The sequence below is a fragment of the Mesorhizobium sp. 113-3-3 genome, assembly GCF_016756495.1.
Taxonomy (GTDB): domain Bacteria; phylum Pseudomonadota; class Alphaproteobacteria; order Rhizobiales; family Rhizobiaceae; genus Mesorhizobium.
The window spans coordinates 4,790,484-4,814,328 of sequence record NZ_AP023243.1; the positions used below are offsets into that span (position 1 = coordinate 4,790,484).

At 64.0% G+C, this 23,845-nt stretch carries 23 protein-coding genes and 1 riboswitch; of the genes, 8 read left to right on the plus strand and 15 right to left on the minus strand.

Annotated elements, in window-relative coordinates:
* Positions 1-28: 28 nt before the first annotated feature.
* Complete coding sequence (locus JG746_RS23515) at positions 29-427, minus strand: VOC family protein (protein ID WP_202354897.1); 399 nt, start codon at positions 425-427, stop codon at positions 29-31.
* Positions 428-499: 72 nt separating this feature from the next.
* On the minus strand, positions 500-1,057 hold the full coding sequence (locus JG746_RS23520) for a GNAT family N-acetyltransferase (protein ID WP_202354898.1): 558 nt from the start codon (positions 1,055-1,057) through the stop codon (positions 500-502).
* A 157-nt stretch (positions 1,058-1,214) separates the two neighbouring features.
* On the opposite strand from JG746_RS23520, the gene JG746_RS23525 reads away from it, so the two are divergent.
* A complete protein-coding gene (locus JG746_RS23525) occupies positions 1,215-1,721 on the plus strand; it encodes a CAP domain-containing protein (RefSeq protein WP_202354899.1) in 507 nt (168 codons plus the stop codon).
* Positions 1,722-1,757: 36 nt separating this feature from the next.
* Here the strand turns inward: JG746_RS23525 and JG746_RS23530 are convergent, their stop codons facing one another.
* The 9 genes from JG746_RS23530 to JG746_RS23570 form a co-directional block, all read right to left on the minus strand.
* A complete protein-coding gene (locus tag JG746_RS23530) occupies positions 1,758-2,741 on the minus strand; it encodes an isopenicillin N synthase family dioxygenase (RefSeq protein WP_202354900.1) in 984 nt (327 codons plus the stop codon).
* Positions 2,742-2,901: 160 nt separating this feature from the next.
* Positions 2,902-4,437 carry a DHA2 family efflux MFS transporter permease subunit gene (locus JG746_RS23535; protein ID WP_202354901.1) on the minus strand — a complete coding sequence of 512 codons (1,536 nt, stop codon included), beginning with the start codon at positions 4,435-4,437 and terminating at the stop codon, positions 2,902-2,904.
* 311 nt (positions 4,438-4,748) lie between these two features.
* Positions 4,749-5,927, minus strand: coding sequence for an HlyD family secretion protein (locus JG746_RS23540; RefSeq protein WP_202354902.1), 1,179 nt, complete (start codon positions 5,925-5,927; stop codon positions 4,749-4,751).
* The gene (locus JG746_RS23545; protein WP_202354903.1) at positions 5,924-6,397 is read right to left on the minus strand and encodes a MarR family winged helix-turn-helix transcriptional regulator; all 474 of its coding nucleotides are present in this window, start codon (positions 6,395-6,397) and stop codon (positions 5,924-5,926) included. The genes JG746_RS23540 and JG746_RS23545 overlap by 4 nt, the downstream gene beginning before the upstream one ends.
* Positions 6,398-6,552: 155 nt before the next feature.
* Positions 6,553-7,596: a FecCD family ABC transporter permease gene (locus JG746_RS23550; RefSeq protein ID WP_202354904.1), complete on the minus strand. Its 1,044-nt coding sequence runs from the start codon at positions 7,594-7,596 to the stop codon at positions 6,553-6,555.
* Positions 7,596-8,543 (minus strand): ABC transporter substrate-binding protein, encoded by a 948-nt coding sequence (locus JG746_RS23555; RefSeq protein WP_202354905.1) that lies wholly within the window; start codon positions 8,541-8,543, stop codon positions 7,596-7,598. Before JG746_RS23555 ends, JG746_RS23550 begins: the two co-directional genes overlap by 1 nt.
* A 49-nt stretch (positions 8,544-8,592) precedes the next feature.
* Positions 8,593-9,381 (minus strand): ABC transporter ATP-binding protein, encoded by a 789-nt coding sequence (locus JG746_RS23560; RefSeq protein WP_202354906.1) that lies wholly within the window; start codon positions 9,379-9,381, stop codon positions 8,593-8,595.
* Positions 9,378-9,776: a DUF1636 family protein gene (locus tag JG746_RS23565; protein WP_244730407.1), complete on the minus strand. Its 399-nt coding sequence runs from the start codon at positions 9,774-9,776 to the stop codon at positions 9,378-9,380. The genes JG746_RS23560 and JG746_RS23565 overlap by 4 nt, the downstream gene beginning before the upstream one ends.
* Before the next feature lie 91 nt (positions 9,777-9,867).
* Positions 9,868-10,074: riboswitch (cobalamin riboswitch) on the minus strand.
* A 164-nt stretch (positions 10,075-10,238) separates the two neighbouring features.
* A complete protein-coding gene (locus tag JG746_RS23570) occupies positions 10,239-11,732 on the minus strand; it encodes a winged helix-turn-helix domain-containing tetratricopeptide repeat protein (protein WP_202354907.1) in 1,494 nt (497 codons plus the stop codon).
* 149 nt (positions 11,733-11,881) lie between these two features.
* Between JG746_RS23570 and JG746_RS23575 the strand changes: the two genes are divergently transcribed.
* A complete protein-coding gene (locus JG746_RS23575; protein ID WP_202354908.1) occupies positions 11,882-12,715 on the plus strand; it encodes an AraC family transcriptional regulator in 834 nt (277 codons plus the stop codon).
* A gap of 6 nt (positions 12,716-12,721) precedes the next feature.
* Here the strand turns inward: JG746_RS23575 and JG746_RS23580 are convergent, their stop codons facing one another.
* The 4 genes from JG746_RS23580 to JG746_RS23595 form a co-directional block, all read right to left on the minus strand.
* The gene (locus JG746_RS23580) at positions 12,722-13,672 is read right to left on the minus strand and encodes a bifunctional helix-turn-helix transcriptional regulator/GNAT family N-acetyltransferase (RefSeq protein WP_202354909.1); all 951 of its coding nucleotides are present in this window, start codon (positions 13,670-13,672) and stop codon (positions 12,722-12,724) included.
* Between the two features lie 62 nt (positions 13,673-13,734).
* Positions 13,735-14,880: an alanine racemase gene (locus JG746_RS23585; RefSeq protein ID WP_202354910.1), complete on the minus strand. Its 1,146-nt coding sequence runs from the start codon at positions 14,878-14,880 to the stop codon at positions 13,735-13,737.
* Complete coding sequence (locus JG746_RS23590; RefSeq protein WP_202354911.1) at positions 14,877-16,154, minus strand: D-arabinono-1,4-lactone oxidase; 1,278 nt, start codon at positions 16,152-16,154, stop codon at positions 14,877-14,879. Before JG746_RS23590 ends, JG746_RS23585 begins: the two co-directional genes overlap by 4 nt.
* Positions 16,155-16,221: 67 nt before the next feature.
* A complete protein-coding gene (locus JG746_RS23595) occupies positions 16,222-17,406 on the minus strand; it encodes an MFS transporter (protein ID WP_202354912.1) in 1,185 nt (394 codons plus the stop codon).
* Between the two features lie 125 nt (positions 17,407-17,531).
* On the opposite strand from JG746_RS23595, the gene JG746_RS23600 reads away from it, so the two are divergent.
* From JG746_RS23600 to JG746_RS23625, 6 genes are all read left to right on the plus strand, one after another.
* The gene (locus tag JG746_RS23600) at positions 17,532-18,158 is read left to right on the plus strand and encodes a TetR/AcrR family transcriptional regulator (protein ID WP_202354913.1); all 627 of its coding nucleotides are present in this window, start codon (positions 17,532-17,534) and stop codon (positions 18,156-18,158) included.
* Positions 18,159-18,335: 177 nt separating this feature from the next.
* Positions 18,336-18,632: a co-chaperone GroES gene (gene groES / locus JG746_RS23605; protein ID WP_010915433.1), complete on the plus strand. Its 297-nt coding sequence runs from the start codon at positions 18,336-18,338 to the stop codon at positions 18,630-18,632.
* 62 nt (positions 18,633-18,694) lie between these two features.
* The gene (gene groL / locus JG746_RS23610) at positions 18,695-20,350 is read left to right on the plus strand and encodes a chaperonin GroEL (protein ID WP_202354914.1); all 1,656 of its coding nucleotides are present in this window, start codon (positions 18,695-18,697) and stop codon (positions 20,348-20,350) included.
* 376 nt (positions 20,351-20,726) lie between these two features.
* Positions 20,727-22,805, plus strand: coding sequence for a TadE/TadG family type IV pilus assembly protein (locus JG746_RS23615; RefSeq protein WP_244730409.1), 2,079 nt, complete (start codon positions 20,727-20,729; stop codon positions 22,803-22,805).
* Entirely contained in the window at positions 22,802-23,407 is a 606-nt protein-coding gene (locus JG746_RS23620; RefSeq protein WP_244730411.1) for a TadE/TadG family type IV pilus assembly protein, read from the plus strand. The genes JG746_RS23615 and JG746_RS23620 overlap by 4 nt, the downstream gene beginning before the upstream one ends.
* Positions 23,404-23,844 carry a TadE/TadG family type IV pilus assembly protein gene (locus JG746_RS23625; RefSeq protein WP_244730413.1) on the plus strand — a complete coding sequence of 147 codons (441 nt, stop codon included), beginning with the start codon at positions 23,404-23,406 and terminating at the stop codon, positions 23,842-23,844. The genes JG746_RS23620 and JG746_RS23625 overlap by 4 nt, the downstream gene beginning before the upstream one ends.
* Position 23,845 lies beyond the last annotated feature (1 nt).

Below are 23,845 nucleotides of genomic sequence, written 5' to 3' on the forward strand. Positions count from 1 at the left end.
CTGCCGGCAAAAGCCGGCCGCGCGGAATCTACCCCGGCGCGTTGAAGACCGCCACGATGTGGTGGCCGTCCGGATCGATGACGAAGGCGGCATAGTAATGCGGACCATAGTCAGGCCGCGGGCCCGGGGCGCCGTTGTCACTGCCGCCATGCGCAAGGGCGGCTGCATGAAATTGCGCAACGCTCTGGCGATCCGGGGCGGCAAAGGCCAGATGAAAACCCGGACCAGGCGGCCGCTGGCCTTTCGGGCGAAGTTTAAGCGCCAGCTTGTCGCCGCCACCGGCAATCCCGTAGCCCACCGCCTGGTCGGGCTCGCCGGGCCTGAGATCATCCCAGACCCTGACATAGCCGAGCGGCGCCAGCACGGCATCGTAGAAGGCCGCCGCGCGCTCGATGTTGGCGACGCCGAAGGAGATGTGGTGCAGCATGTCTTGGAAAATCCTTGTCCCTCGCTGGCATTGACCGCTTTCGTTTGTGCGGTAGCCAATGCTCCGCTCAGTTCACAGAACGTGATCGCTAGCCAGCCGGCCAAACATCCGGAAATCATGGTAGCCGCCCTTGAACCAGGCCTTCTGCCGCAGCGTGCCCTCGTAGCGGAAACCCGCCTTCTCCAGCACACGGTCGGATCCGGGATTGCCTGGCAGGGTCCAGGCCTCGATGCGGTTCAGGCCGAAAAACTGGTGGCCACAAACGGCCACGGCAGCAGCCGCTTCGCTCATCAGGCCCTTGCCCCAGAAATCCGGATGCAGTTCGTAGCCGATCTCGCCGCATTTCGATTTCTTGACGAACCAATTGAAGCGGATCGCGCCGGCCAACGTCCTGGATTCGCGATCCTCGATCATCCAGGCGCACCCTTTCCCGGTGGGGTAGGCCTTTCGCATCCAACGCATCGTCCGCTCGGCAACCGACTTGCCCGGCGCATCGGGCCAGTTCGAAAACCGGATGACTTCAGGGATCGACAGGATGCCGCCGAACGCGGCGGTATCCTCCGGGGTCGGAGCACGCAGCAGCAGGCGCGGCGTGGAGAGTGTCGGAAAGGCACGGTCGTTCTCTGGCATCGGAGTCTCGCATCGCAAGGAACCGTCCGGGCCGCGATGACCGGAAGGGGTGCTTCAAGACTACGCGATGCGATCGGCGAAGGCCAAGACACCCGTTTTTCAAGCAATTTTCTCCGCTTGCCCGTCAAAAGCCATGATCGCGACTATTCAGGCAGGAATGACCAATATCGTCCACGCCCCTGTCGAACCGCGCCAGACCAGGCGCGCCTTGCTGATCGGCCTTGCAGCCATGGCCATGCTTTCCGCCTGCAGCACCGTCTCTGTGCCGACGGGCGAAGGCGCAGGCGTGTCTTCTTCCGCCACAGCTACCCTCGCGGGCTTTCGCGCCACGGCAGGGCTCGGCCCGCTGACGCCGGACACCCAGCTCGAGCAAGCGGCGCTCCAGCAGGCCGGCTACATGGCCTCGCGGGAGCGCATGAGCCACACGACAGGCTGGGGCAAGGACTTCGCCTCGCGCATGAAGGACAATGGCGTGCGCGGCGCCGCGGCCGAGAACATCGCCGAAGGCCGCTTCGACCAGCAGAAACTGTTCGACATCTGGATGCATTCGCAGGGCCACCGGCGCAACATACTGGATCCGGATTTCAGCCGCTTCGGGCTCGCCTATGTCCGCGACGGGCGCGACCCCAACCTGCGCTACTGGTCGCTGGTGCTCGGCAGGTAAGCTTCATTTTCCCGTTTCATGCATGGGCGGCATGCATTACTCCGTCGTCGCCTTGAATTTTCCCATCAGATAGGGGCCGGAGCGCACCGGTGCGTATTTCGGCGCCTCGCCAGCGGCAAGGCAGGCGTCCAGCACGTCGATCTCGGCGTCCCAGTTCGGCTGATGGAAGAAGGCCATGGACTGCCGCCGGTCCTTGCCGCCCTGTTCCGCAGGTGGATTGACCACGCGATGCACGGTGGAGACCCAGCGGTCGTTGGTCCAGCGTGCCATCAGGTCGCCGATATTGATGACGAAGGCTCCCGGGATCGGCGGCACCTCGGTCCATCCTCCATCCGGCGTGATGATCTCCAGGCCGCGTGACCCGGCCTGCGGCAAAAGGATGGTCAGGCTGCCATAATCGGTGTGCGCGCCGGCACGTATCTGGCCTGGCTTCGGCGCGACGTGCTGTTCGGGATAGTTGAGCGCCCTGAGCGCGCTGATCGGCGCGTCGAGATAGCTGTCGAAGTGATTTTCAGGCAGGCCGAGCGCGGTGGCGAAGACACGCATGATGCGCAGCGCCAGATCCTCGAGCGCGGCATAATAGGCTTTCCAGGCGTCGACGAATCCGTCCGGTTCTTCAGGCCAGATGGTTTCGGCATAGCAGAAGGCCAGCGCTTCTGGATCGGACATGCCTTGCGGCACCCTAAGTGGTCCGCCGTTGAAGCTCTCCTTGAGGTCTGGCGGCGTGTCGACGTTGCGGGATTTGGCCAGCGCCTCGAGTTCGGGGCCGAGATACCCGTAGGGATAGCCCTTGTAGGGCGCCTTCGAGCGCTGCTTCTCATCCGGCGGCAGATCGAAGAAGGCCCGCGCCTTCGACCACGCCGTGTCGATCACCGCCTGCGGAATGCCGTGATTGGTCACAGCCAGAAACCCGGTGGCGCGGCAGATGCGGTCGACCTCGGCGCCGAGCGCCTTCTTCTCCCGTCCGCCGGCGTTTTCGAAACGCTTGAGGTCGAATACCGGAAACGTCTGATTTTGCATGGTGCGTGCGTCCAGCCTTGTCGATTGCGGAACGATGCAGGCCGCTTGCGCGATGGGCTAGGACCAACGGACGCGGCAGCCCTAGTCCATATTGACGGCAGGCGTACCGCCGCCGTCGGCCTAGTCCATATTGACGGCAGGCGTACCGCCGGCCGTCTGCCTAGTCCATATGCGCGGCAGGTGCGCCTCCGGCGGCCGGACGAGCCTTTGGCTTGCGCAGCAGGAAGACGAACGGGATGGCGGCCAGCGTCATCATCATCAGGATTTTGAAGTCGTTGACGTAAGAGATCATCATTGCCTGGAGATTGACCATGCGATCGACCACCGACAGCGCCATCGGATCGCCGCCCGCGGCCGCTGGCGAGACCGCCCAGAGATTGGGATTGAACGGATTGATGAAGGCCGAAAGCTCGGCGTGGTTGATCTGCGTGTTGCGCACCAGGAGCACCGTCACGACCGAGACGCCGATCGACGAGCCAAGATTGCGCACCAGGCTGAACAACGAGGTTGCGTCGGTGCGGAAGCGCGCGTCAAGCGTGGCGAAGGCGACCGTCGACAGCGGCACGAACACCATTCCCATGCCCAGGCCCTGGATCACACCGGAGCTGAGGATCAGCCAGTTGTCCATCTGCGGCGTGAAGCTCGCCATTGTGTAAAGCGACTGCGCGGTCAGCAGAAAGCCGATGACGACGAGAATTCTGGCGTCGATCTTGTTCATGAGCCGCCCGACGACGAGCATCGAAATCATCGTGCCGATACCGCGTGGACCTATGACGATACCGATGGTGACGGTCGGATAGCCAAAAATGGTCGACAGCATCGGCGGCAGCAGCGACATCGAGGCCAGGATCAGCACCCCCATGATGAAGATGAACGCCAGGCCGGTCACGAAGTTGCGGTCGAGGAATATCTTGGGGTCGATAAAGGGATGTTCCGCCGTCACTGTGTGAATGATGAACACCCAGAAACCGGTGATGGCCAGGCCGAGTTCGATCCATATCTCGACCGAGGAAAACCAGTCGACCTCGCCGCCGCGATCCAGCATCAGCTGCAGTGCGCCGACCCCGAGCGATATCATGGCAAAGCCGAAGAAATCGAAACTGCGCACCCGCCGGGCAACGGCCGGCAGATAGGCCGCCATGCCAAGGAAGGCGACGATGCCGACCGGCAGGTTGATGAAGAACACCCAGCGCCAGTTGAAATTGTCGGTCAGCCAGCCACCCAGCGTCGGGCCCAGGATCGGTCCAAGCATGATGCCGGCGCCCCAGATGGCCATGGCCTGGCCGTGACGCTCCTTGGGGTTGATGTCGAGCAGGAAGGTCTGCGACAGCGGCACGATGGCGGCGCCGAACACGCCTTGCATCAGCCGGAACAGCACAATGGTTTCAAGGCTCCATGCCAGGCCGCACAGCATGGAGAAGACGGTGAAGCCGACCACGGTCGTCAGGAACAATTCCTTGCGGCCGAAGCGGTCGGCGAGCCAGCCGGTGACCGGCGTCATGATGGCGGCGGCGACGATGTAGGAGGTGAGCACCCAGTTGATGTTGTCGGGAGAGGCGCCGAGATCGCCTGTCATGGTCGGCAGCGCGACGTTGGCGATGGTGGTGTCGAGCGCCTGCATGACCGTCGCCAGCATGAGCGCGACCGTGATCAGGCCGCGATGCGGCACTTCTCGAAATGGCTCTGGCGTGCTCATGATGCGGAACTTCCAGCAGGTAACAAAAACGTGTACACAGGGGTTTCCGGGCGGCAACGCCTTCCGTTGAGAGACCTTCATCGCGGTGGGACGCGACTATCGATGTGGGGGTTACATCGACCGAAAGTCTCTGATGAGCGGATGCCTGCCGCCCGGAAACATGAGGACCGAAGGGTCCGTGTCGAAGATTTCAGATTTCAGCCAGGCCGCGACACGGCTTGAGCCAAACGCTGATCCTTCTCACTTCTCCCCTCAGACCAATCTTGGCTGTCCGCTTCCACCCGTCTCACCGCGGCGGGCTTCCGCCGACCTTACTGCGCGACCTCGCCAGCCGTGGCGTGGCCGAATATTGCGGGAAAGCCGCGGGCAACGCCGGTATCGACGGTGACCGAGGCGCTCATGCCGGTCCGCAGCGCCATCCTGGCGTCGGGATCGGTCAGTTCCAGGCGCACCGGAATGCGTTGCGTGACCTTGACCCAGTTGCCGGTGGCGTTCTGGGCGGGCAGCAGCGAGAATTCAGCACCCGTTCCCGCACCGATCGCCTTGACCGTCGCCTCGAAGGTCTTGCCCGGATAGGTATCGACGACGATCTCGGCCTTCTGGCCCGGCTTCATGTTGGTGAGCTGGGTTTCCTTGAAATTGGCATCGATCCAGGTGTCGTTGGTCTCGACCAGCGAAAACAGCGGCGTGCCGGAACCGACGAACTGGCCGACCTTGAAGGACGAGGCCTGGGAGACGACGCCATCGGCGGGGGCCTTCACCGTGGTCCGCGCCAGGTCGTAGGCGGCCTTGTCGCGCGCGGCGAGTGCCGCCATCACCGTCGGATGCTTGTCGGTTTCGATGTCGGGGTTGCCGCCGAGCGCGGCCTTGGCGCTGACGATGCCCTGCTGGGCGACGGCGACCTGCTGCTTTGCCTTGTCGAGGTCGTTGCGAGCCTCATCCAGCGACGATTTGGCGTTGATGCCCTTCTGCGCGAGATCGGCGGCGCGGTCATATTGCGACTGCGCGTAGTCGACCTCGCTGCCGGCGGACTTCTCCTGAGCCATCGACTGGCTGTAGGCGGCGCGCAGCTGCTCGACATTGAGGCGCGCGGCGGCAACCGCTGCGTCGGCCTGGGCAAGCGCGATCCGGTAAGGCTCGGGATCGATGGTGAACAGAAGGTCGCCCTGCTTGACCATCTGATGGTCCGATATGGCGACCTGGACGATGCGGCCGGCCGTGTCCGAGGCGATCGACACCTTGGCCTGCTGCAGGTTGGCGTTCTCCGTCTCCTGGTAGCGTCCGCCGGTCACCCAGACGTAGCCGCCACCGATGACCAGCGCCGCCGGCACGACAAGCATCAGGAAGAAGCGGCCCGTGCGGCGCTTCTTCTTCGGCGCCAGGACCGGCTCCACGGGAGGAGCGACCGCGACAGGAGCGGCAGCCGGCTGGGCCGGCGCTTCCATCTCCACCTTGGCGGCATTTTCGTCGACTTTGGCTACCGCGTTCATGCTGCTGCGCCTTTCGTAGGCTCGACTTTTTCCGAGATATCGCCGTCGGCGAGATTCTGCGCCATCGCATCGAGCGCCCTGATCAGCACGCGCCGATCCTCCGGCGAAACGCCGACAAGCGATTCTTCATAGACTTCACCGGCCAGACTCTTGACCTCGGCATAGGCGGCGCTCGCCTTGGCGGTCGGGAAGATCATGCGCACGCGACGGTCGGCGGCGTCGGCGCGGCGCTCGATCCAGCCGCCCTCCTCCATCCGGTCGACGAGACGCGAGACACTGATCGGCTCGATTTCGAGCAATTCCGCGAGCCGGGCCTGGGTAACGCCCTCTTCCTTGGCGACGCGCACCATCAGGCGCCATTGCGCCGACGACAGGCCGAGCCCGCTGGCGCGCGTTTCGAAACGCTTGCGCATCAGCCGCTGCACGTCGTGGATCAGAAATCCCAGTCTGTCTATGCCATCAGAAACCATGAGCGATACATATAATAAGCGTGCTTACTATTCAAGATGCCACGTCGCGATGAGAGCCGGCAAATGTGCAAGACGGTCGTGCAACGCCATCTTGGTTAGCGATTGGTGAACGCCCTTGCCTCCGAAGGACAGCCGGACAGGTGGAGCGCGCCGTTTCACAGGCGGTTTCGCACGACCAGCGTGACGACGAAGAAGGCGCCGAGCGAACTGGTGATGATGCCGATCGGCAGTTCCTGCGGCGGCAGCAAGGTCCGCGCCAGAAGATCGCTTGCAAGCAACAGCACGGCTCCGAACAGCGCACAGCTGGCGATCAGGCGCAGATGCAGCGGACCGGCCAGCGGCCGCGACAGATGCGGGATCATCAGCCCGACAAAGCCGATGACGCCGGCGACCGAGACGAGAATTGCCGTCGAGAAGGCGGCGACGAGAAACGTTGTCCTGCGCATCCTCGCCACCGGCACGCCAAGGCTTTCGGCGGCACTTTCACCGGCCAGGAAGGCGTCCAGCCGGCGGTGGTTCCAGAGCCCGTAGGCCGCGATCGTGCCGGCGCCCAAGGCGCCCAGCCAGACATTGTCCCAGCGCGCCAGACCGAGCCCGCCCATCGTCCAGAACAGTACCGAATGGGCGGCGCGCTGGTCGCCGGCAAAGACCAGATAGTTGGTCACGGCCGTGAACAGGAAGGAGACGGCAAGGCCGGCAAGGATCAGCCGTTCGAGTCCCTGCCCCCTCACCCGCGCGACCAGCAGCAGGACGATGCAGGCGGCCAGTATGCCGCCGGTGAAGGCGGCTACTGGCAAGGTCCAGATCCCAAAGCTGTCGCCGAAGACGGTGATGACGGAAACAGCGCCGGCGGCAGCCCCCGACGACAGGCCGAACAGGAAGGGATCGGCGAGATCGTTGCGGGTCACGGTCTGCAGCAAGGCGCCTGTGATGCCAAGGCCGCCGCCGACACAGACCGCCAGGATCGTGCGCGGCAGCCGCAGGTCAACGACGATCTTGCCGACCGGACCCGACACCTGATGCCCGTTCAACCCGACGGCATGGCCAAGCGAGGCGATGACGTCGCTCAGCGGGATCAGCGTCGATCCATAGGCGATCGACATGAGCACGAGGGCGACGACCGCCACCGTGCCCGCCACCATCGCCAGCGCGAATGCCTTGTGCCCTGAAAGCGCACCGGGCCCGGGGGCAAGAAGCATCAGAACGCTTCCGGATGCATCGCCTTGGCGATCTTGCCGATCGCCTCGATGTTGGCGGGCCCGGGCGTCAGTTCGGCGTAGCGCAGCGCCACGAAGCGCTCGTTCTTGACCGCGTCGGTCTCTTTCATCGCCGGATGGGCCTTCAGGAAATCGAGCAGCTTCTTGTAGCCGCCGCCATCCTGGTAATCGAGCAGGATTAGGAATTGCGGGTTGCGCGACGCCACGGTTTCCCAGTCTGTGTTGCCCCAGCTGGTGTCCATGTCGGCCATGATGTTGTCGCCGCCGGCCGCCGTGATCATGGCGCTGGGGATGGCGAATTTTCCGGCGGTGAACGGCTTGTCCTCACCGGAGTCGTAGAGGAACACACGCGTCCCCTTGGCGTTGCCTACCTTGGCGGTGATATCGGCCAGTTGCGCCTTCCAGCCGGAGACGAGCTTTTCCGCGTCCGCCTCCTTGCCAAAGATCTTGCCGAGCTTTTCCACGTCGCCATACAGAAGATCCATCGAGGCGGCGGGGCGGTTCTTGTCGAGATGGACGCAGCTTTCGCTCAGCACCAACGTCTTGATGCCGTGCGGGGCGAGCGTGTCGGGCGTCACGTCGCCGCCGGGCTTCATGCCATAGTACCAGCCGGCGAAGAGGAAATCGGGCTCGACGGCGACGAGATTCTCGATCGTCGGGTATTTGGGCGCGAGTTCCGGGATGGCGCCTTGCTCGACCTTGAATTCGGGACCGACCTTGTACCATCCGGTGATGCCGGTCAGGCCGACGATCGACGGCTGCAGCTTCAGCGCGAAGGCCATCTCGGCCATGTTGAGATCATGGATGACGGCGCGCTTGGGCGGCGCGTCGAAGGTCAGCGGCTTGCCGCAGCTGTCGACGGTGACCGGGAAGGCGAAGGCCGTCGAGGCCAGCAGCGAGAAGACGAGCGACAGTGCAAGACGTTTCACGGATTTTGCTCCTAGGTTGAACTGTGTCGGAAGAAGGGATGGGTTTCGATCAGGAAGGCGGCGCGGCGCGGTTCGGAACATCGAAGACCGTCAGTTCGCGGTCCTCGGTTGGATGGCGCAGGCGAAATACGTCGACACCGAAAATCTCGCGGATCAGTTTCTGGGTCAGCGCCTCGCGGGGTGCTGCCAGCGCATGCAGCCGCGCTTCGTGCATCACCGCGACCCGGGTAGCGAAGGGCGTCACCAGAGCCAGATCGTGCAGCACCGCGATCACCGTCATGCCGAAGCCGGCGACGAGTTCGAGCAGCTCGCCACGGGCGCGCGGATCGAGATGGTTGGTCGGCTCGTCGAGGAACAACACTTTCGGTTGCTGCGCGATGGCGCGCGCCAGCTGGGCGCGCTGGCGTTCGCCGCCCGACAGCGAGCCGATCGTGCGGCCAAGCAGCGGCAACAGGCCGGTCCGGCGCAGCGCGTCGACGACGATGTCGCGCTCCTCGCTCCTGCGTCTGCGGCCCGCATGCGGGACGCGGCCGAGTTCGACATAGTCGATCACCGCCAGCCGCGGGTCCGGCTGGTCGGTCTGGCCGACGACGGCGATGTGCAGCGCGCGCTCGGCGGTCGAGATCCTGTCCATCCGGCACCCGCCAAGCTTCACCTCGCCCGAACTTGGCCTGAGTATGCCCGACAGCATGCGCAGCAGCGTGGTCTTGCCGGCGCCATTGGGGCCGATGATGGCAAGGCGATCGCCCGCAGCGATAGACAGGCTGACGGCGTGGACCAGATCGCGGCCATTCGCCATGGCGCAGAGGTCGCGGGCTTCGAGAAGCGGAATCGTCATCGGTTGTTGCCCGCGCACTTGCCCGGTCCGGGGATGCGGGCCAGCGTCTTGCCGGCCAGTCGCGGCGGCCGTTGTCCGGAATTGCACCAGCCGTCGGCGAGCGAGGCGTAAAGCCTGGCAAATCGCACGAGATCGCCGGCATCGGCCTCGGCGTCGATGGAGCCGAAGAGATAGGAAGCCTTGCCTGGAGCCTGGAAGGCCACCGTGAGCGGCCGCGCGCAGCCCGCCATGCATTCGACGCCTTCGACCGTGAAGCTATGCGCCACGGCGGGCTCATGGTGGGCCGTGAGCCGGGACCGCAAATCGGCACACAGGCCTTCGCCCGACCTGATCCCGGTCGGGATGTCGCGGCAAAGCGTGCACACGATGATGCGATGATCGATGGCGCCGTCCAACGTTCCGTCACTTTCCAAAACTGGCGACGGAAGGATGTTGGCGAGCCGGCCGACAAGACCGACGTCCACGTCTCCTCCCGGCACACCCCGTCCGGTCAACTCAGTGATGGCAGGTCTCCTGGCTCGCGGGTCTCAGCGCAATCCTGCCTTCCCAGCCTTGCCGGCCAGTGGCATGTCGGATCTTGCTCACCGCTTACAGTTGCGGGGGCAGCCACGGCATCAACCTTTTGCGGGTCTCACCGTGTTCCCTTTTCACCCCTCGCCTTTCGACTCGGGGACCATCACCACGCCATCGTAGATTCCCGCCGATCGCGCCGCAACGGTTTTTGGTCCGATCTCGAATGCGCCGGCAAAATCATCTAATTTGTTATAACGTTACATACACAGTCAGGCAACGATGTCAATCAGGGCCGCTACATAGAAGCGCTTTGGATCTTTGTTTTCGATGCTTAGCGACATGCACTAGCCAAGGGCGAGTCTGACGCCTTCGGCGAGATGCTCCGCATCGGCCTTGTTCTCGAACGGAACGCCGCGCAGCGCATAGTCGATCGGTAAAAACGGATCGCCCTCCTCGATGAGGACGATCTGCCGCCGCGCCTTCTCCATGTCGCCCATCTGCGCATAGCAGGCCGCCAGCCTTGTGCGGATCCAGGGCGCCGGGCGCGTCGCCAGCTCCAGCGCTTCCGCCGCCTGCCGGTATTCCCCCATCATATAGAGCGCGAGTGCCCGGTCGAACTGGTACCAGTGCGGGTGCAAGGGATCGATGCGGATGCCGCGCGCCAGCCAGTCGAGCGCCTCGAGCGGCCGGCCGCGCATGGTCAGCAGCATGCCCATCTGCCCGATGCTGTCGGCATCGTAGGGGTTGAGCTGCAGCGCGATGCGCAAATGATGTTCCGCCGCTTCGTGGTCGCGCATATAGAGGCGGATCAGCGACTGCACGCGGTGACCGGTCGGCTGGTCCGGCGACAGAGCGAGGCCCTTGTCGGCAAGGTCGCGCGCATTTTCCAGCACCGCATCTCTGGCACGTCCGAACTCTCCGTCCAAAGCCCGCACCAGGGCAAGATAGGTATAGGCCAGGCCGTAGTTCGGGTCCTTGGCGATGGCCGCCTCGAACAGGATTTCCGCGCTGCGCTGGTCGGTCTGTGCGGGATCGCGCAACATCGCAAAGCCACGCAGCAGAAGCTCGTAGGCGGCAAGGCTGGTTATCGGCTTGCGTGAGGCCTGTTCCAGCCCGGCATTGGCGACCCTCGTGACCAACCGGCTGACGATCTGCTCGACGATCTGACGCTCGATCGCGAACAGGCCATCGCCCTGCGACTGGTAGCGGTCGCCCCAGAGCTGGCTGGCGGTGGCGATGTCGATGAGGCTGACGGCCACGACGACATGCTCGCCCTGCCGGCGCAGCGAGCCCTCAACCAGATAGTCGGCACCGATACGGGCACGGATCTGCGGCCACTCGGCGCGGCCATAGGAGCCGAAAGAAAAACTTGAGTTGCGCGCCAGCACGGTGACCGTGCCGAAGCGAGCGACGCCGTTGATGAGATCCTCGGCGAAACCGTCGACCATGGCCTCGTCGACCGGGTCCCCGCTCTCGTTGCGGAAGCGCACCACCGCCACGATCGGCTGGGCGCCGATCTTCGGCGCGGCTTCCATCCCGGCCGCCAGCATATAGCCGCGCTTGGAGACCGTGCGCACCATCTCTCCGCCCAGCACCTTGCGGATTTCGCGCACCGACTGCGTCAGCGAATCCTCGGTGACATAGACGCCCGGCCAGACGGCATCCATCAGCTCCGACTTCGGCACGACCCGGCCCATGTTGCGGGCAAGGTGCGAGAGCAGCGCATAGGCCTTGGGGCGCAGGAACAGCGGCTCGTTGACGTCACGCAGCGTGCCCATGGCAAGGTCGAGTGTGAACCCGCCAAACCGGAACACCTGGTCGGCAACCGCGGCAGTCATCGGGACACCCCTTCCCCGGGCATGGGATCATGCCGCATCAATTCCCACGTCGACGCGGCACGGACACATGCATTATTGCCCAATGCGCAATTTCGATCAAACTGGCCGTCGACACGGTCAGTAATGTCGGCGCGCCAATGCGAGGAACCATGAACCCGACCGAGAAAGCGCTGTGGTTTGTCGAAAGCCATCTGCCGGAGGCGATCTCGCTGGACGACGTCGCGGCAAGCAGCGGCGTGTCGCGCTTTCATGTGACGCGCGCCTTCGGCGCCGCCACCGGCCGCTCCGTCATGGGCTATATGCGCGCGCGGCGCTTGAGCGAGGCGGCGCGCAGGCTGGCCGAAGGGGCGCCCGACATCCTCTCGGTTGCGCTCGAGGCCGGCTACAACTCGCATGAGGCCTTCACCCGGGCTTTCCGCGACCAGTTCGGCACCACGCCGGAGCTGGTGCGCGCGCAAGGCTCGACCAACACGCTCGACCTCGTGGAGCCTATCCTGATGGACCAGTCCTTTCTCACCAACCTCGAGCCGCCGCGCTTCGAGACCAGCCGGCCGTTCCTGATCGCGGGGCTGGGCGAACGCTACAGTTGCGAAACCAGCGCCGCCATTCCGATGCAGTGGCAGCGCTTTGGCCCGTATATCGGCAACATTCCGGGCGAGACCGGCGACGTCGCCTATGGCGTCTGCGTCAACGGCGACGATGCCGGGAATTTCGACTACATCGCCGGCGTCGAGGTCTCGGACTTTTCCGACCTTCCCCGAGAGTTCAGCCGCGTTCGGGTACCCGCGCAGAAATATGCGGTGTTTTCGCATCGCGAGCACATCTCGACCATCCGCCGCACGGTCAACACGATCTGGAACAAATGGCTGCCGGCCTCAGGGCACGAAATAGCGGACGCGCCGGAATTCGAACGCTACGGCCCGGAGTTCGATCCGCGCAGCGGCAATGGCGGGCTGGAGATCTGGATACCGGTCAAGGGTTAATCGGCACTACAATTTCAAATCCCAGGTCTGACCGACCAGATCCTTGCCGAAGGAATGGTGGCGCTCTTCATCGATCAGCCTGAAGCCGGCCGCCTGGTAGATGCGACGGGCCGAGCCCAGTATGTCGTTGGTCCAAAGCGTCAGCGTCTTGTAACCCTTGGCTCGCGCGAAGGCGATGCATTCGTCGACAAGGCGCGCGCCGATGCCAAGGCCGCGGGCCGAAGGCTCGACATAAAGCAACCTGAGCTTCGCCACCTCGGGCGACTTGCGCACGACGAAGACCGAGCCGACGACCTCGCCATCGCGCTCGGCGATCCAGCTGCACTCCCATTTCGGGTCGAAGGATTTAACGAACTCGCTGAGGATTTCGGCGACCAGTGCCTCGTAGGTTTCGTCCCAGCCATAATCCTGCGCGTAGAGCATCCCCTGTCGGCGGGTGATCCAGCCGATGTCGCCGATCTGCAGCGGCCGCAGCAGATAAGGGACTTGCGGCTCGGCGCTTTCGTCGAGCAGTGCCTGGACCGTGCGCATGGACTTCACGAGCCGGTCCTGCTCGGATGTAGGCAGCCGATCGAGCAGCGCCGCGACCTGATCGTGAGAATCCTTGTTGAGCGGCGCGAAGGCATTCCTGCCCGCCGGCGTCAGCGCGATCGAGGATTGCCTGGCGTCCGAAACCAGCGTCGACCTGGAGATCAGGTCATCACGTTCGAACTTCTTCAACAAACGGCTGACATAGCCGGCGTCGAGACCGAGATCGCGCCCGAGGTCGGTCGCTGTCAGGCCGTCGCGGTGCGCCAGCTCGTAAAGCACGCGCGCCTCGGTCAGCGAGAAGGCGCTTTTCAGCAACCCTTCGTCAAGCAGGCCGATCTGGCGGGTGTAGAAGCGATTGAACGCCCGCACCGCATCGATCAGATGCTTGTTGGGCGCTTCGTTGCCGGGCTGATGGTGAATCGTCATGGGTATCTCCTGCCTTTCACAGGATCATCCATTTACTTGACGGAGTCAACTATGTGACTCGATCACATCATCGGCAACACCGGCCAGCGATCAACGATCCTGCCCTGGGAAAGCACCGCGATCGGCCCGAATTGCTGCAGCATGGCCTCGCTCTGTGTCGGCCGCAGGAACGCGTAATCGCCGGGCCTGGCGACGGCATCGGCGGGCAGACCCATGAATTGCTGGTTGGAAGACAGGCCGAGCAAGCCGTCCGTCTTCATGCCCAGGGGAAAGACAGGCTCGGCCATCCATTTCCCGCCATAGAGATAGCAGCCCTTGCGTGGGAACCGGCCAAGCGCCTGCAGCAGGCGAGAAACGGCCGGCGGGCCCGGCAGCATCGGTTCGACCACCTTCAGGATCGGCGTCGCGATGAAGGCGGCTGGCTTGAAACCATCGAGGCCCGCTGTGTCGAAATCGCTGGGCAGCACGAAAGCCGAACCCATCGACACTTCATTGGCGGCACCACCGTGATGCAGCAGCGCGGTCTTGCTGCCGCCAATGTTCAGGATGCGGCGCTGGTCCGGGCCGAGGCACGCGACGAAAGCGGCGGCCCGCTCCGAAGCCTGCGCTAGTGCCTTGGCCGGGCCGCCGAACAGGCCTGGAATGTGCGGCGCATGCGCCTCATAGGCCATGACGCCTTCGCAGCGCAGCCCTTTATGAGCCGGCAGCGCGCGCAACGCTTTCGACAGGGCCCCGGGGCTGGCGAAGCCGCCGCGATGCAGCCCGACATCGATCTCGAAGGCGATGCGCAGCTGGCTATCGAGTTCGGCAGCGAGAATGCCGTATTCCGCCAGTCTTTCGTCGCTGTCGATCAGCCAGCAGACGCGCGACCAGTCGGCGTCACCCTTCACCAGTGCCGCCCTTGCCGCGCTGACCGGCATCGGCTTGCCGTAAAGCAGATCCGCATTTGGAAACGCCTTCAGCACCGCCTCACTGATCGGCGGATGGAAGGTCATGAAGCGACCGGTTCCGAGCGCCTTGCCGATATGTGCAAGCAGCGGCAGGCAAGCGAGCGACTTGTCGACCAGTCGCACGGCAAGGTTCGGGTCAAGCCTGGTTTTGACCAGAGCAATGTTGGCGTCCAGCCGGTCGAGGTCGAGTAGCAGACAGGGCTGGAGGATACCGGCTTGCTTCAGTGCATCCGAGAGCGAGGAAAAATAGGCGCTCATGGTTCGATGCCGAACAGTCCAGCCATGTAGGGCGAGACGAAGCGGTTCTGCGGATCGATGTCGCGGCGCACCGCCATCGCATCGTCCCAGCGCGGATAGAGCTTCTTGAAGTCCGCCGCTTTCAGGCTGTGCATCTTGCCCCAATGCGGCCTGCCGCCATATCTGCGCAAGATCGGCTCGGCGGCTCGCATGAAGGGCAGCGGATCGCTCGCTGCGTCATGGTGGATGGCGATCGAGCAGCTTGGCCTGTTGTAGAAGGGCGAGAGCCAGAACTGGTCGGGCGCGACGCTGCGCACTTCCATCGGAAAATAGACTTCCGGAAAGCGCTTTTCGGTCAGCTCGATGATTTCGGCCAATGCCTTCGGCCCTTCCTCGAAGGGAAGGTGATATTCCATCTCGTTGAATTTGGTCTGGCGGTCGCTGGCATAGACGTTGAGCCAATCCTGCACATAGTCCTCGGACGGCACTTTGGCGACCGCGCCGAGGATCAGCCGGCGGCGCAGCGACGGCAGCCAGGCAAGCCCGGTGCGCAAGCGGCGCAGCGTGCGCAACGAGCCCTCGTCATCCTCGGTCGGGCGAGCGGTGGTCGCCTCGGTGCTGAAATCGCTGGCGATGAACTGCGCATAACCGGAAAACGGAATGTAGTAGAATTCGGCAGAGCGGTGCGCGGTCATCATCTTCTCGAAGTCGCGCAGCATGTCGGCGATCGGCAGCACCCATTTGCGGCGGCGCAACCGATAGGTCGCGATGTTGTTCAGCGTCACCTCGCTCAGGATACCGAAGGCACCGAGCGCTACGCCGATGGCGTGGATCGTGTCCTGGTCCCCTGCCCTGGTGAAGTCGCGGACCTTGCCAAGCCCGTCAACGATCTGCACCGTCTCCAATTGCGTGTGATAGGCGCCGAGCGTCGGTCCCGAACCGTGGGTGGCGGTTCCCAGCGCGCCGCCGATCGCCTGGCGGTCAATGTCGCCCATATTGGGCAGGCCCTGGCCGATGCCTTGCAGGATGTGCATGAGCGAACCAAGCCGCGTCCCTGCCCGCACGCGCGCCCGATGCTTTTGCGCGTCATGCGAGACAAGCCCCTCAACCCTGTCCAGGGACAGGATCGTGCCTTGCGACTTCACCAGCGGTGTGAAGGAATGGCCAGCGCCGACCACGCGGATGGGGCCCGGCGCGGTGCGAACCAGATCGCCGATCTCGCCGGCATCGGCGGGGCTGGCGATCAGCCGGGGCTCAGCGGTGACATAGCCGGACCAGTTGCTCCAGTTGGACATGTTACCTCCCGTCAGGCTCTTTGTTGGACCATGATCTCTTCCGAAAACCAGCTTCCATTCTTCGGGATCATGCGCTGGCGCGGCGACGCCGCGCCACAAGGATGAACAGGCCGAGCAACAGCACACTGGCCAGGGCGCTGCCGGCGGCGAATTCCGGAACCGGGCGGAAATCCTTGCCGTCGATGAGCAGTGATGCCGCGACCGGCCCGATCGCCAGGCCGAAGAGCTGCGCGGCCGGCACCAGGAGCACGGCGGTGCGCGTCTCATCGGCCGTGATCGCCAGCCGGATCTGGTAAGGCACGACGAACAGGAGGATAAAACCCATGACCAGGGCGGCGACCCAGAAGGTGGCGAGGGCCGGTCCGCTGGCCAGGATGAGCGAGGCGACCAGCGCGACGGCGCCAATGACTGCGATGGCAGTGCGGTAATCAATGCGCGCTTCGAACACGGTCGCCGTCATTGCGCCCGTGACTTGCACCGCGAGGCTCGCCGAGACAATCAGGCCGACGGTGCGGCCATCAATGCCGAACTGGGCGCCAAGCGGTTCCAGAAACGCCCAGACCGAGCCGAAGAACATGAAATAGCAGAAGACGCACGACAGCGCGGTGATCGAGGGAACCGTCAGCACATTGGCCAGGTTCTCGTCCTTGGGCAGGTCGGCATAGTCAGCAGGGACGACGAAGGCGACGACGAGCGACAGGACACAGACGACCGCGAGAATGAGGAAGCCGCCAGCCGATCCGGCGGCCGGGATTACATAGAGCGCCAGAAGCAGGGCCAGCGCGCATTGCGCCAGGGTCTGCATGGTGACGAAGAAGCCGCCGATGCGTTCGGCCCGCCGCGAACGGGCGATCAATTCGGTGGCGACGGCAACCAGTCCGCCTTCGGCAAGCCCCGCCAGGGCGCGTGCCTCCATCAGCGGATTGGCGCCGCCGGCATAGGCCGTCCAGACATTCGCCAGCGCCAGCAGGAGCAGCAGCACCGCACTTTTCCAGCGCATGTTGCGGGCCGAGAGCAACATCGCGACGATCGCCGAACCGATGGCGATGGCGATCATCTCGGCGGTGGCGACCAGCGCCAGTTCGTCCCCGCTGACATGGCCCTCCGTGTAGAGCGCGCCGAGCAGGACGGGCTGCAGGCCGAGAATGAGCAGGCCGACCGACCCGATCCACAGCGCCGAGGCAAGCTGCCCGCCGGTCGGGTTGCCGACCAGCCAGTCGCCGCTTCCGGCCTGCGCGTCACCAGATGCCAAAGCCGCCTCCCAACGTCCCTTGCCGCACGGCAAAAAAGCTGACAACCTGTCAGCATTTCGGAAACTGATACTTGATCAGATTTTTTGTCAACCAGAATTTGGCAATTCGTGCGAAAGACCGGTGCATGACACAAGCAAGGCGAACAGCGACCGAACCGAGGCGCAAGCCCAAGCAGGAGCGCAGCCGCGAGCGCATCGACGCCATCCTGTCGACGACCATGCGGCTGATCGGCGAAAAGGGCATCGATGCCGTCACCATGAAGGAAGTCGGCGCGCTGGCGGGCGGACCGATCGCCACCGTCTATCACTACTTCCCCAACAAGTCGGCGATCCTGGCGATGCTTTACGAGCGGTTTTCGGAGGTGAGCCGCGCGCGATTGACCGATATCCTCGCCGATGTCCGCGAAGCCAGGGACGTGATCGCCGCCGCCGACCGGCTGCTTGACGACTACCTCGGCCGCGTCGCCGGCGATCCCGCCATCCAGGATCTGCAGAACGCCATCCAGGCCGACAAGGCGTTGAAAAATCTCGACATCGCCGAAACCCGGTATCAGGCCAGGATGTTCTGCGACCATGTCACCGCCTTGATCGAGCCGGGCAAGCATGAGCAGTTCGAACGCATGGTTCTGTTGATCTTCCAGCTCGCCGGCGGCGTGGTGCGCCTGGCGCTCGCGGAAGGCGAAGCGGAAAGCCGTCGGACCATCGAGGATTACCGGTCGATCATCCACACACAGCTGCGGTTGTTTCTCTAAGCCGCAATCCGTGGAAAAAATTACCGCCTTTCGCGGCTGCCGAGCGCCTTGACTCTCACGGGTCGGCGGCCTATTTCAGCGCCACGTTAGCACTCGCCATTGGTGAGTGCTAACTATGTGTCCGGCTTCGCCGGACGGAGGAACTGTTTCTCACCGTTCTCATTCGAGGAAGAAAAAATGGCAAAGTCGAAGTTCCGCCCGCTTCATGACCGCGTGGTCGTTCGCCGGGTCGAATCCGAATCCAAGACCGCCGGCGGGATCATCATCCCGGATACGGCGAAGGAAAAGCCGCAGGAAGGCGAGATCATCGCCGTCGGCTCCGGCGCGCGCGACGAAAGCGGCAAGCTGGTCCCCCTGGACGTCAAGGCTGGTGACCGCATCCTGTTCGGCAAGTGGTCGGGCACCGAAGTCAAGCTCAATGGCGAGGACCTTCTGATCATGAAGGAATCCGACATCATGGGCATCATCGGCTGATCATCGGCCTCACCGTCAACTGAATTCCGGGCTTTATCCCAAGCCCCTGCCAGGAGCTAAAAATGGCTGCTAAAGACGTAAAATTCTCCCGTGATGCCCGTGAGCGCATGCTGCGCGGCGTCAACATCCTCGCCGACGCGGTGAAGGTCACGCTCGGCCCCAAGGGCCGCAACGTCGTCATCGACAAGTCGTTCGGCGCACCGCGCATCACCAAGGACGGCGTCACCGTCGCCAAGGAAATCGAGCTTGAGGACAAGTTCGAGAACATGGGCGCGCAGATGGTCCGCGAAGTTGCTTCGAAGACCAACGACATCGCCGGCGACGGCACCACGACCGCGACCGTTCTGGCTCAGTCGATCGTCCAGGAAGGCCACAAGGCGGTTGCCGCCGGCATGAACCCGATGGACCTGAAGCGCGGCATTGACCTCGCCGTCACCGAAGTCGTCACGGCTCTCGGCAAGGCTGCCAAGAAGATCAAGACCTCCGAGGAAGTTGCCCAGGTCGGCACGATCTCGGCCAATGGCGACGAGTCGGTCGGCAAGATGATCGCGGAAGCGATGCAGAAGGTCGGCAACGAAGGCGTCATCACCGTCGAGGAAGCCAAGACCGCCGAGACCGAACTCGAAGTCGTCGAAGGCATGCAGTTCGACCGCGGCTATCTCTCGCCCTACTTCGTCACCAACGCCGACAAGATGGTTGCCGATCTCGAGGACGCCTACATCCTGCTCCACGAGAAGAAGCTCTCCAACCTGCAGGCCATGCTGCCGGTTCTCGAAGCTGTCGTGCAGACCTCGAAGCCGCTGCTCATCATCTCGGAAGACGTCGAAGGCGAGGCCCTGGCCACGCTGGTCGTCAACAAGCTGCGTGGCGGCCTGAAGATCGCCGCCGTCAAGGCGCCGGGCTTCGGTGATCGCCGCAAGGCCATGCTGGAAGACATCGCCATCCTCACCGGTGGCCAGGTCATTTCGGAAGACCTCGGCATCAAGCTCGAGAATGTCGGCCTCAACATGCTCGGCCGCGCCAAGAAGGTGTCGATCTCCAAGGAGAACACCACCATCGTCGACGGCGCCGGCAAGAAGGCCGAGATCCAGGGCCGCGTTGCCCAGATCAAGCAGCAGATCGAAGAGACCACTTCGGACTACGACAAGGAGAAGCTGCAGGAACGTCTCGCGAAGCTCGCGGGCGGCGTTGCGGTGATCCGCGTCGGCGGTGCGACGGAAGTCGAAGTCAAGGAAAAGAAGGACCGCGTTGACGACGCCCTGAACGCGACCCGCGCGGCCGTGGAAGAAGGCATCGTTGCCGGCGGTGGCGTGGCCCTGCTGCGCGCTTCGGCCAACATCAAGGCCACCGGCGCCAATGCCGACCAGGCTGCTGGCATCAACATCGTGCGTCGTGCGCTGCAGGCTCCGGCCCGCCAGATCGCCTCGAACGCCGGTGCGGAAGCTTCGATCGTTGCCGGCAAGATCCTTGAGAACAAGGGCGCGACCTTCGGCTACAACGCCCAGACCGGCGAATATGGCGACATGATCGCCATGGGTATCGTCGATCCGGTCAAGGTTGTGCGCACGGCTCTCCAGGACGCGGCCTCGGTCGCCGGCCTGCTGGTCACCACCGAAGCCATGATCGCGGAGGCTCCGAAGAAGGAGTCGGCTGGCGGCGGCATGCCCGGCGGCATGGGCGGTGGCGGCATGGGCGGCATGGGCGGCATGGACTTCTAAGAAGTCCATAAAGCACGCCCATGAACCAACATGGCTCAAGTCCGTAAGCGGGCTTGAGTGGCGGCATGGATTTCTAATCCAGCCAATCCAGCTAAGCTTACGGAAAGGGCGCCGCACGGCGCCCTTTTTCGTTGTCTTGCCCTAACCACACCGCCTTGCCCTTGGTTTCCTGCGACAATGGCGGCCATCGGCTCTGCTCCACCCGATCGGGCAGTTCCTCTTCATGAGAATTTTCCCAGCAAAATCAGCAACTTCGATTGCACTTTGGCGATATTGCGTAAATTTGTCAGACAATATTTCTTAACACATTCGCGGTTACTAAAGCGCGAGAGCACGGCGAGGTTGCTCCAGCGTGTGGCGTGTCTGGTGACCATCGATGCAGTTTTTCCGGCGATTTTTGCGGAACCGCGACGGCAACGTGCTGATCATCTCGGCACTGGTGATGCCGGTCCTGATCGGCATGGCCGCGCTGGTGACCGAATATGGCGCGGCGCTGGTCGAGCGGGCCGACAATCAGCGCGTGGCCGACCTGTCGGCCTATGCGGGCGCCCTCGCCTATAATGTGAACAAGTCCACTTCGCAGATGACTGCCACCGCCGTCGGCGTCGCGGTGCTCAACGGCGTTCCCGCCGCCAATGTACAGGTCAGCCTGGTTGCGTCCCCGAAAACGACCGGCGTCAACGCCGTTTCGGTGTCGATCAACACCTACCGTACGCTGTTCCTGGCACGCGTCCTCGACAATCGCCAGCAATTGCAGATCTATGCCAATTCGGTGGCCGAGCTCGGCGCGCAGCCGCAGACACCCGGCTGCATGCTTGCGCTCGACGGCACGCAGACTGGCCTGACGCTGAGCGGCGGCACCTCGATCACGGCGCAGAAGTGCACAGTTTCATCCAACAACACGGTGACCGTCCCCTGCGGCACCAGCATTTCGGCGCTCGGCGTCAACTACAATTCCGCCGCCGCCCCGAGCCAGCCTTGCAACGGCATCACCGGCCCAGGCGGGGCCGCAGCGGTGATCACCAAGAAATCGACCCCCGACCCGCTGGCCGGCAATGCCGCGGTCACGGCCGCCGTGGCCCGCATTGCGACGGTGGCCGCGCTTTCGACGACAGCCGCGCCAACAGCGCCGACCACTCCCAACGGCAAAGACATCGACTTCGGCTGGAACCAAGGCCCCACCCAAGGCCAGGCGAACGCGCTCGGCTGCAGCGCCAGTTGGGCGTCGTCATCATCGACCTGGACGCTGGACTGCGGCAGCAAAACCACGGTCAACCTGGGCACCATCACCATCGGCGGCGGCATCAACCTCAACTTCGCCACAAGCGGCGCGGCAACGACCGTCTACAATATCGCCGGCGACCTCACGACCAGTGCCACCACCAATTTCGGACCCGGCATCTACAATTTTGCCAAGACCCTGACCACGGCGGGAACCACCACGTTCGGAGCCGGCACCTACAATTTCGGCAGGCAGGTGACCACCGCCGGAACCACCACCTTCGGCGCCGGCAGTTTCAATTTCGCCAAGGGGCTGACCACCGGAGGTGGCGGCACCACGACCTTCGGCGCCGGCACGTTCAAGATCGGCCGCAGCGACAACGCCTGCAACGGCTCGGGGCAGGTCAGCCTCTGCAACACCTCCACCTTGACCTTTGGCGGACCGAGCATTTTTGAGCTCCCCGGCGGCTATACCAACACCGGCGGCTCGACGCTCACCTTCGGCTCCGGCACGACCAATTCCTACAAGATCGGCCCCGGCAGCAATGGCGACGCCATCACGTTGGGCGGCGGTTCAACGACGATCATGGCCGACGCGACCGGCGCCAACAGTGTTTTTCAGGTCGTCGGCAATGTGAATGGCGGCGGTGGCGGCAGCTGCTTTGTGGTGCCGGTCGCCGCGCAGCATGATATCGCCGGCAACTTCATCGGCTCGGGCGCCATCCTGCTCGGCGCCGGCGTCTACACCGTGGACGGCTATTTCGCGCTGGGCGGCAATGGCGGCGGCAGCGCCAACTGCAACGGCAGCACGATCAGCGTCAGCGGCACCAATGTGACGCTTGTTCTGTCGGGCAAGACCAAATCCAGTTCGGGAAGCTGCAACGGCTATGTCTTCTGCGTGGCCGCCGGCTACAGCAACATCGTGCTCACGGCACCGCAGTCGGGAGCGACGGCGAAGCTGGCGGTGATCGGCCCCACCGGCAGTTCCAACACTGGCGGCGCGACCTTCGCCGAAGGCGGCTCCAACGCCCAGATATCGGGCGCATTCTATTTTCCCTACGGCCCGATCATCATGAATGGCGGCTCGAGCGTGCTGGGATCGAACACCGACCCGAGCAAGTGCCTGCAGATGATCGGCTCACGCATCACGCTGTCGGGCGGCACCACGGCCGCATCGGAATGCATCGCTGCCTCGAGTGCCGGCGGCAGCAGCAAGGTGAGCCTCGTGCAATGAGAAAGCACTTACGCCCCGACCGTCGCCTGTCGGCCAGCTGGCGTTTCGCGCTCACGGACTTCCTGCGGCGCCAGAAAGCCGGCGTGTCAGCGGTCGAGTTCGCTCTGGTCAGCCCCGTGCTGCTGGTCATCCTGGCCGGAACCGTCGACATAGGCGGCTCGCTGAAGGCCAAGTTCGAATTGAGTTCGGCGGTCTCGGCCGGCTCGAACTATGCGCTGCTCAATGGCGACAAGGTCAATTCCGCCGGCGGCGGCGTGCTGGCCGGCAACATTGCGACGGTGGTCACCAGCGGCCTGAGCGGCAATGGCGGCAGCATCCAGGTCGTCGTCAACAACGGTGCGGCACTTGCCTACAACGCCACCACGTCCACGGCCACCCAAAGCGGCACGGCCGCCAATGCCGATCTCTGCTACTGCCCAGGCAGTTCCGGGGCCGTGGCATGGAGCGCCCCGATGGCATGCGGCAGCATCTGCAGCGGTGGCGGCATTGCGGGAAAATTCGTGACGATCACGGCCAGCAAGCCCTATACGCCGCTTTTCGGCGGCTTCGGCATCGTCAGCAACGGCAACATCACCATCAAGGCAGTGGTACAACCGCAATGAGCCGTCGCCGATCCTTCCTGCGCGACAGGTCCGGTGCCAACGCCGTCGAGTTCGCGATGCTGTCGGTGCCGCTGCTGATGGTGCTGATGGGCACGTTCGAGTTCGGCCGCATGTACTGGGCCCAGCATGTTCTGAATGAAATCGCCGCGGCAGGGGCGCGTTGCGTCGGCGTGCTGCAGAGTGGATGTACGCAGAACGGCGTCTACAACGCCGCCAGCGCCATCAGCTATATCAGCAGCAGGGCGGCCACCGACGGCATCGTCCTCAGCAACGCCAACATCACCGTCAGCAACAACACCACCTGCTCGGGCTTGTCCGGCTTTTCGAGCGTCCGGGTTTCCTACACATTCACGACCGTGCTGCCGGCCTTCCTGACGTCGCTGGCGAATGGTCCGAACCTCAGCGCCAGCGCCTGCTTCCCGAACCAGGGGGCTTGAC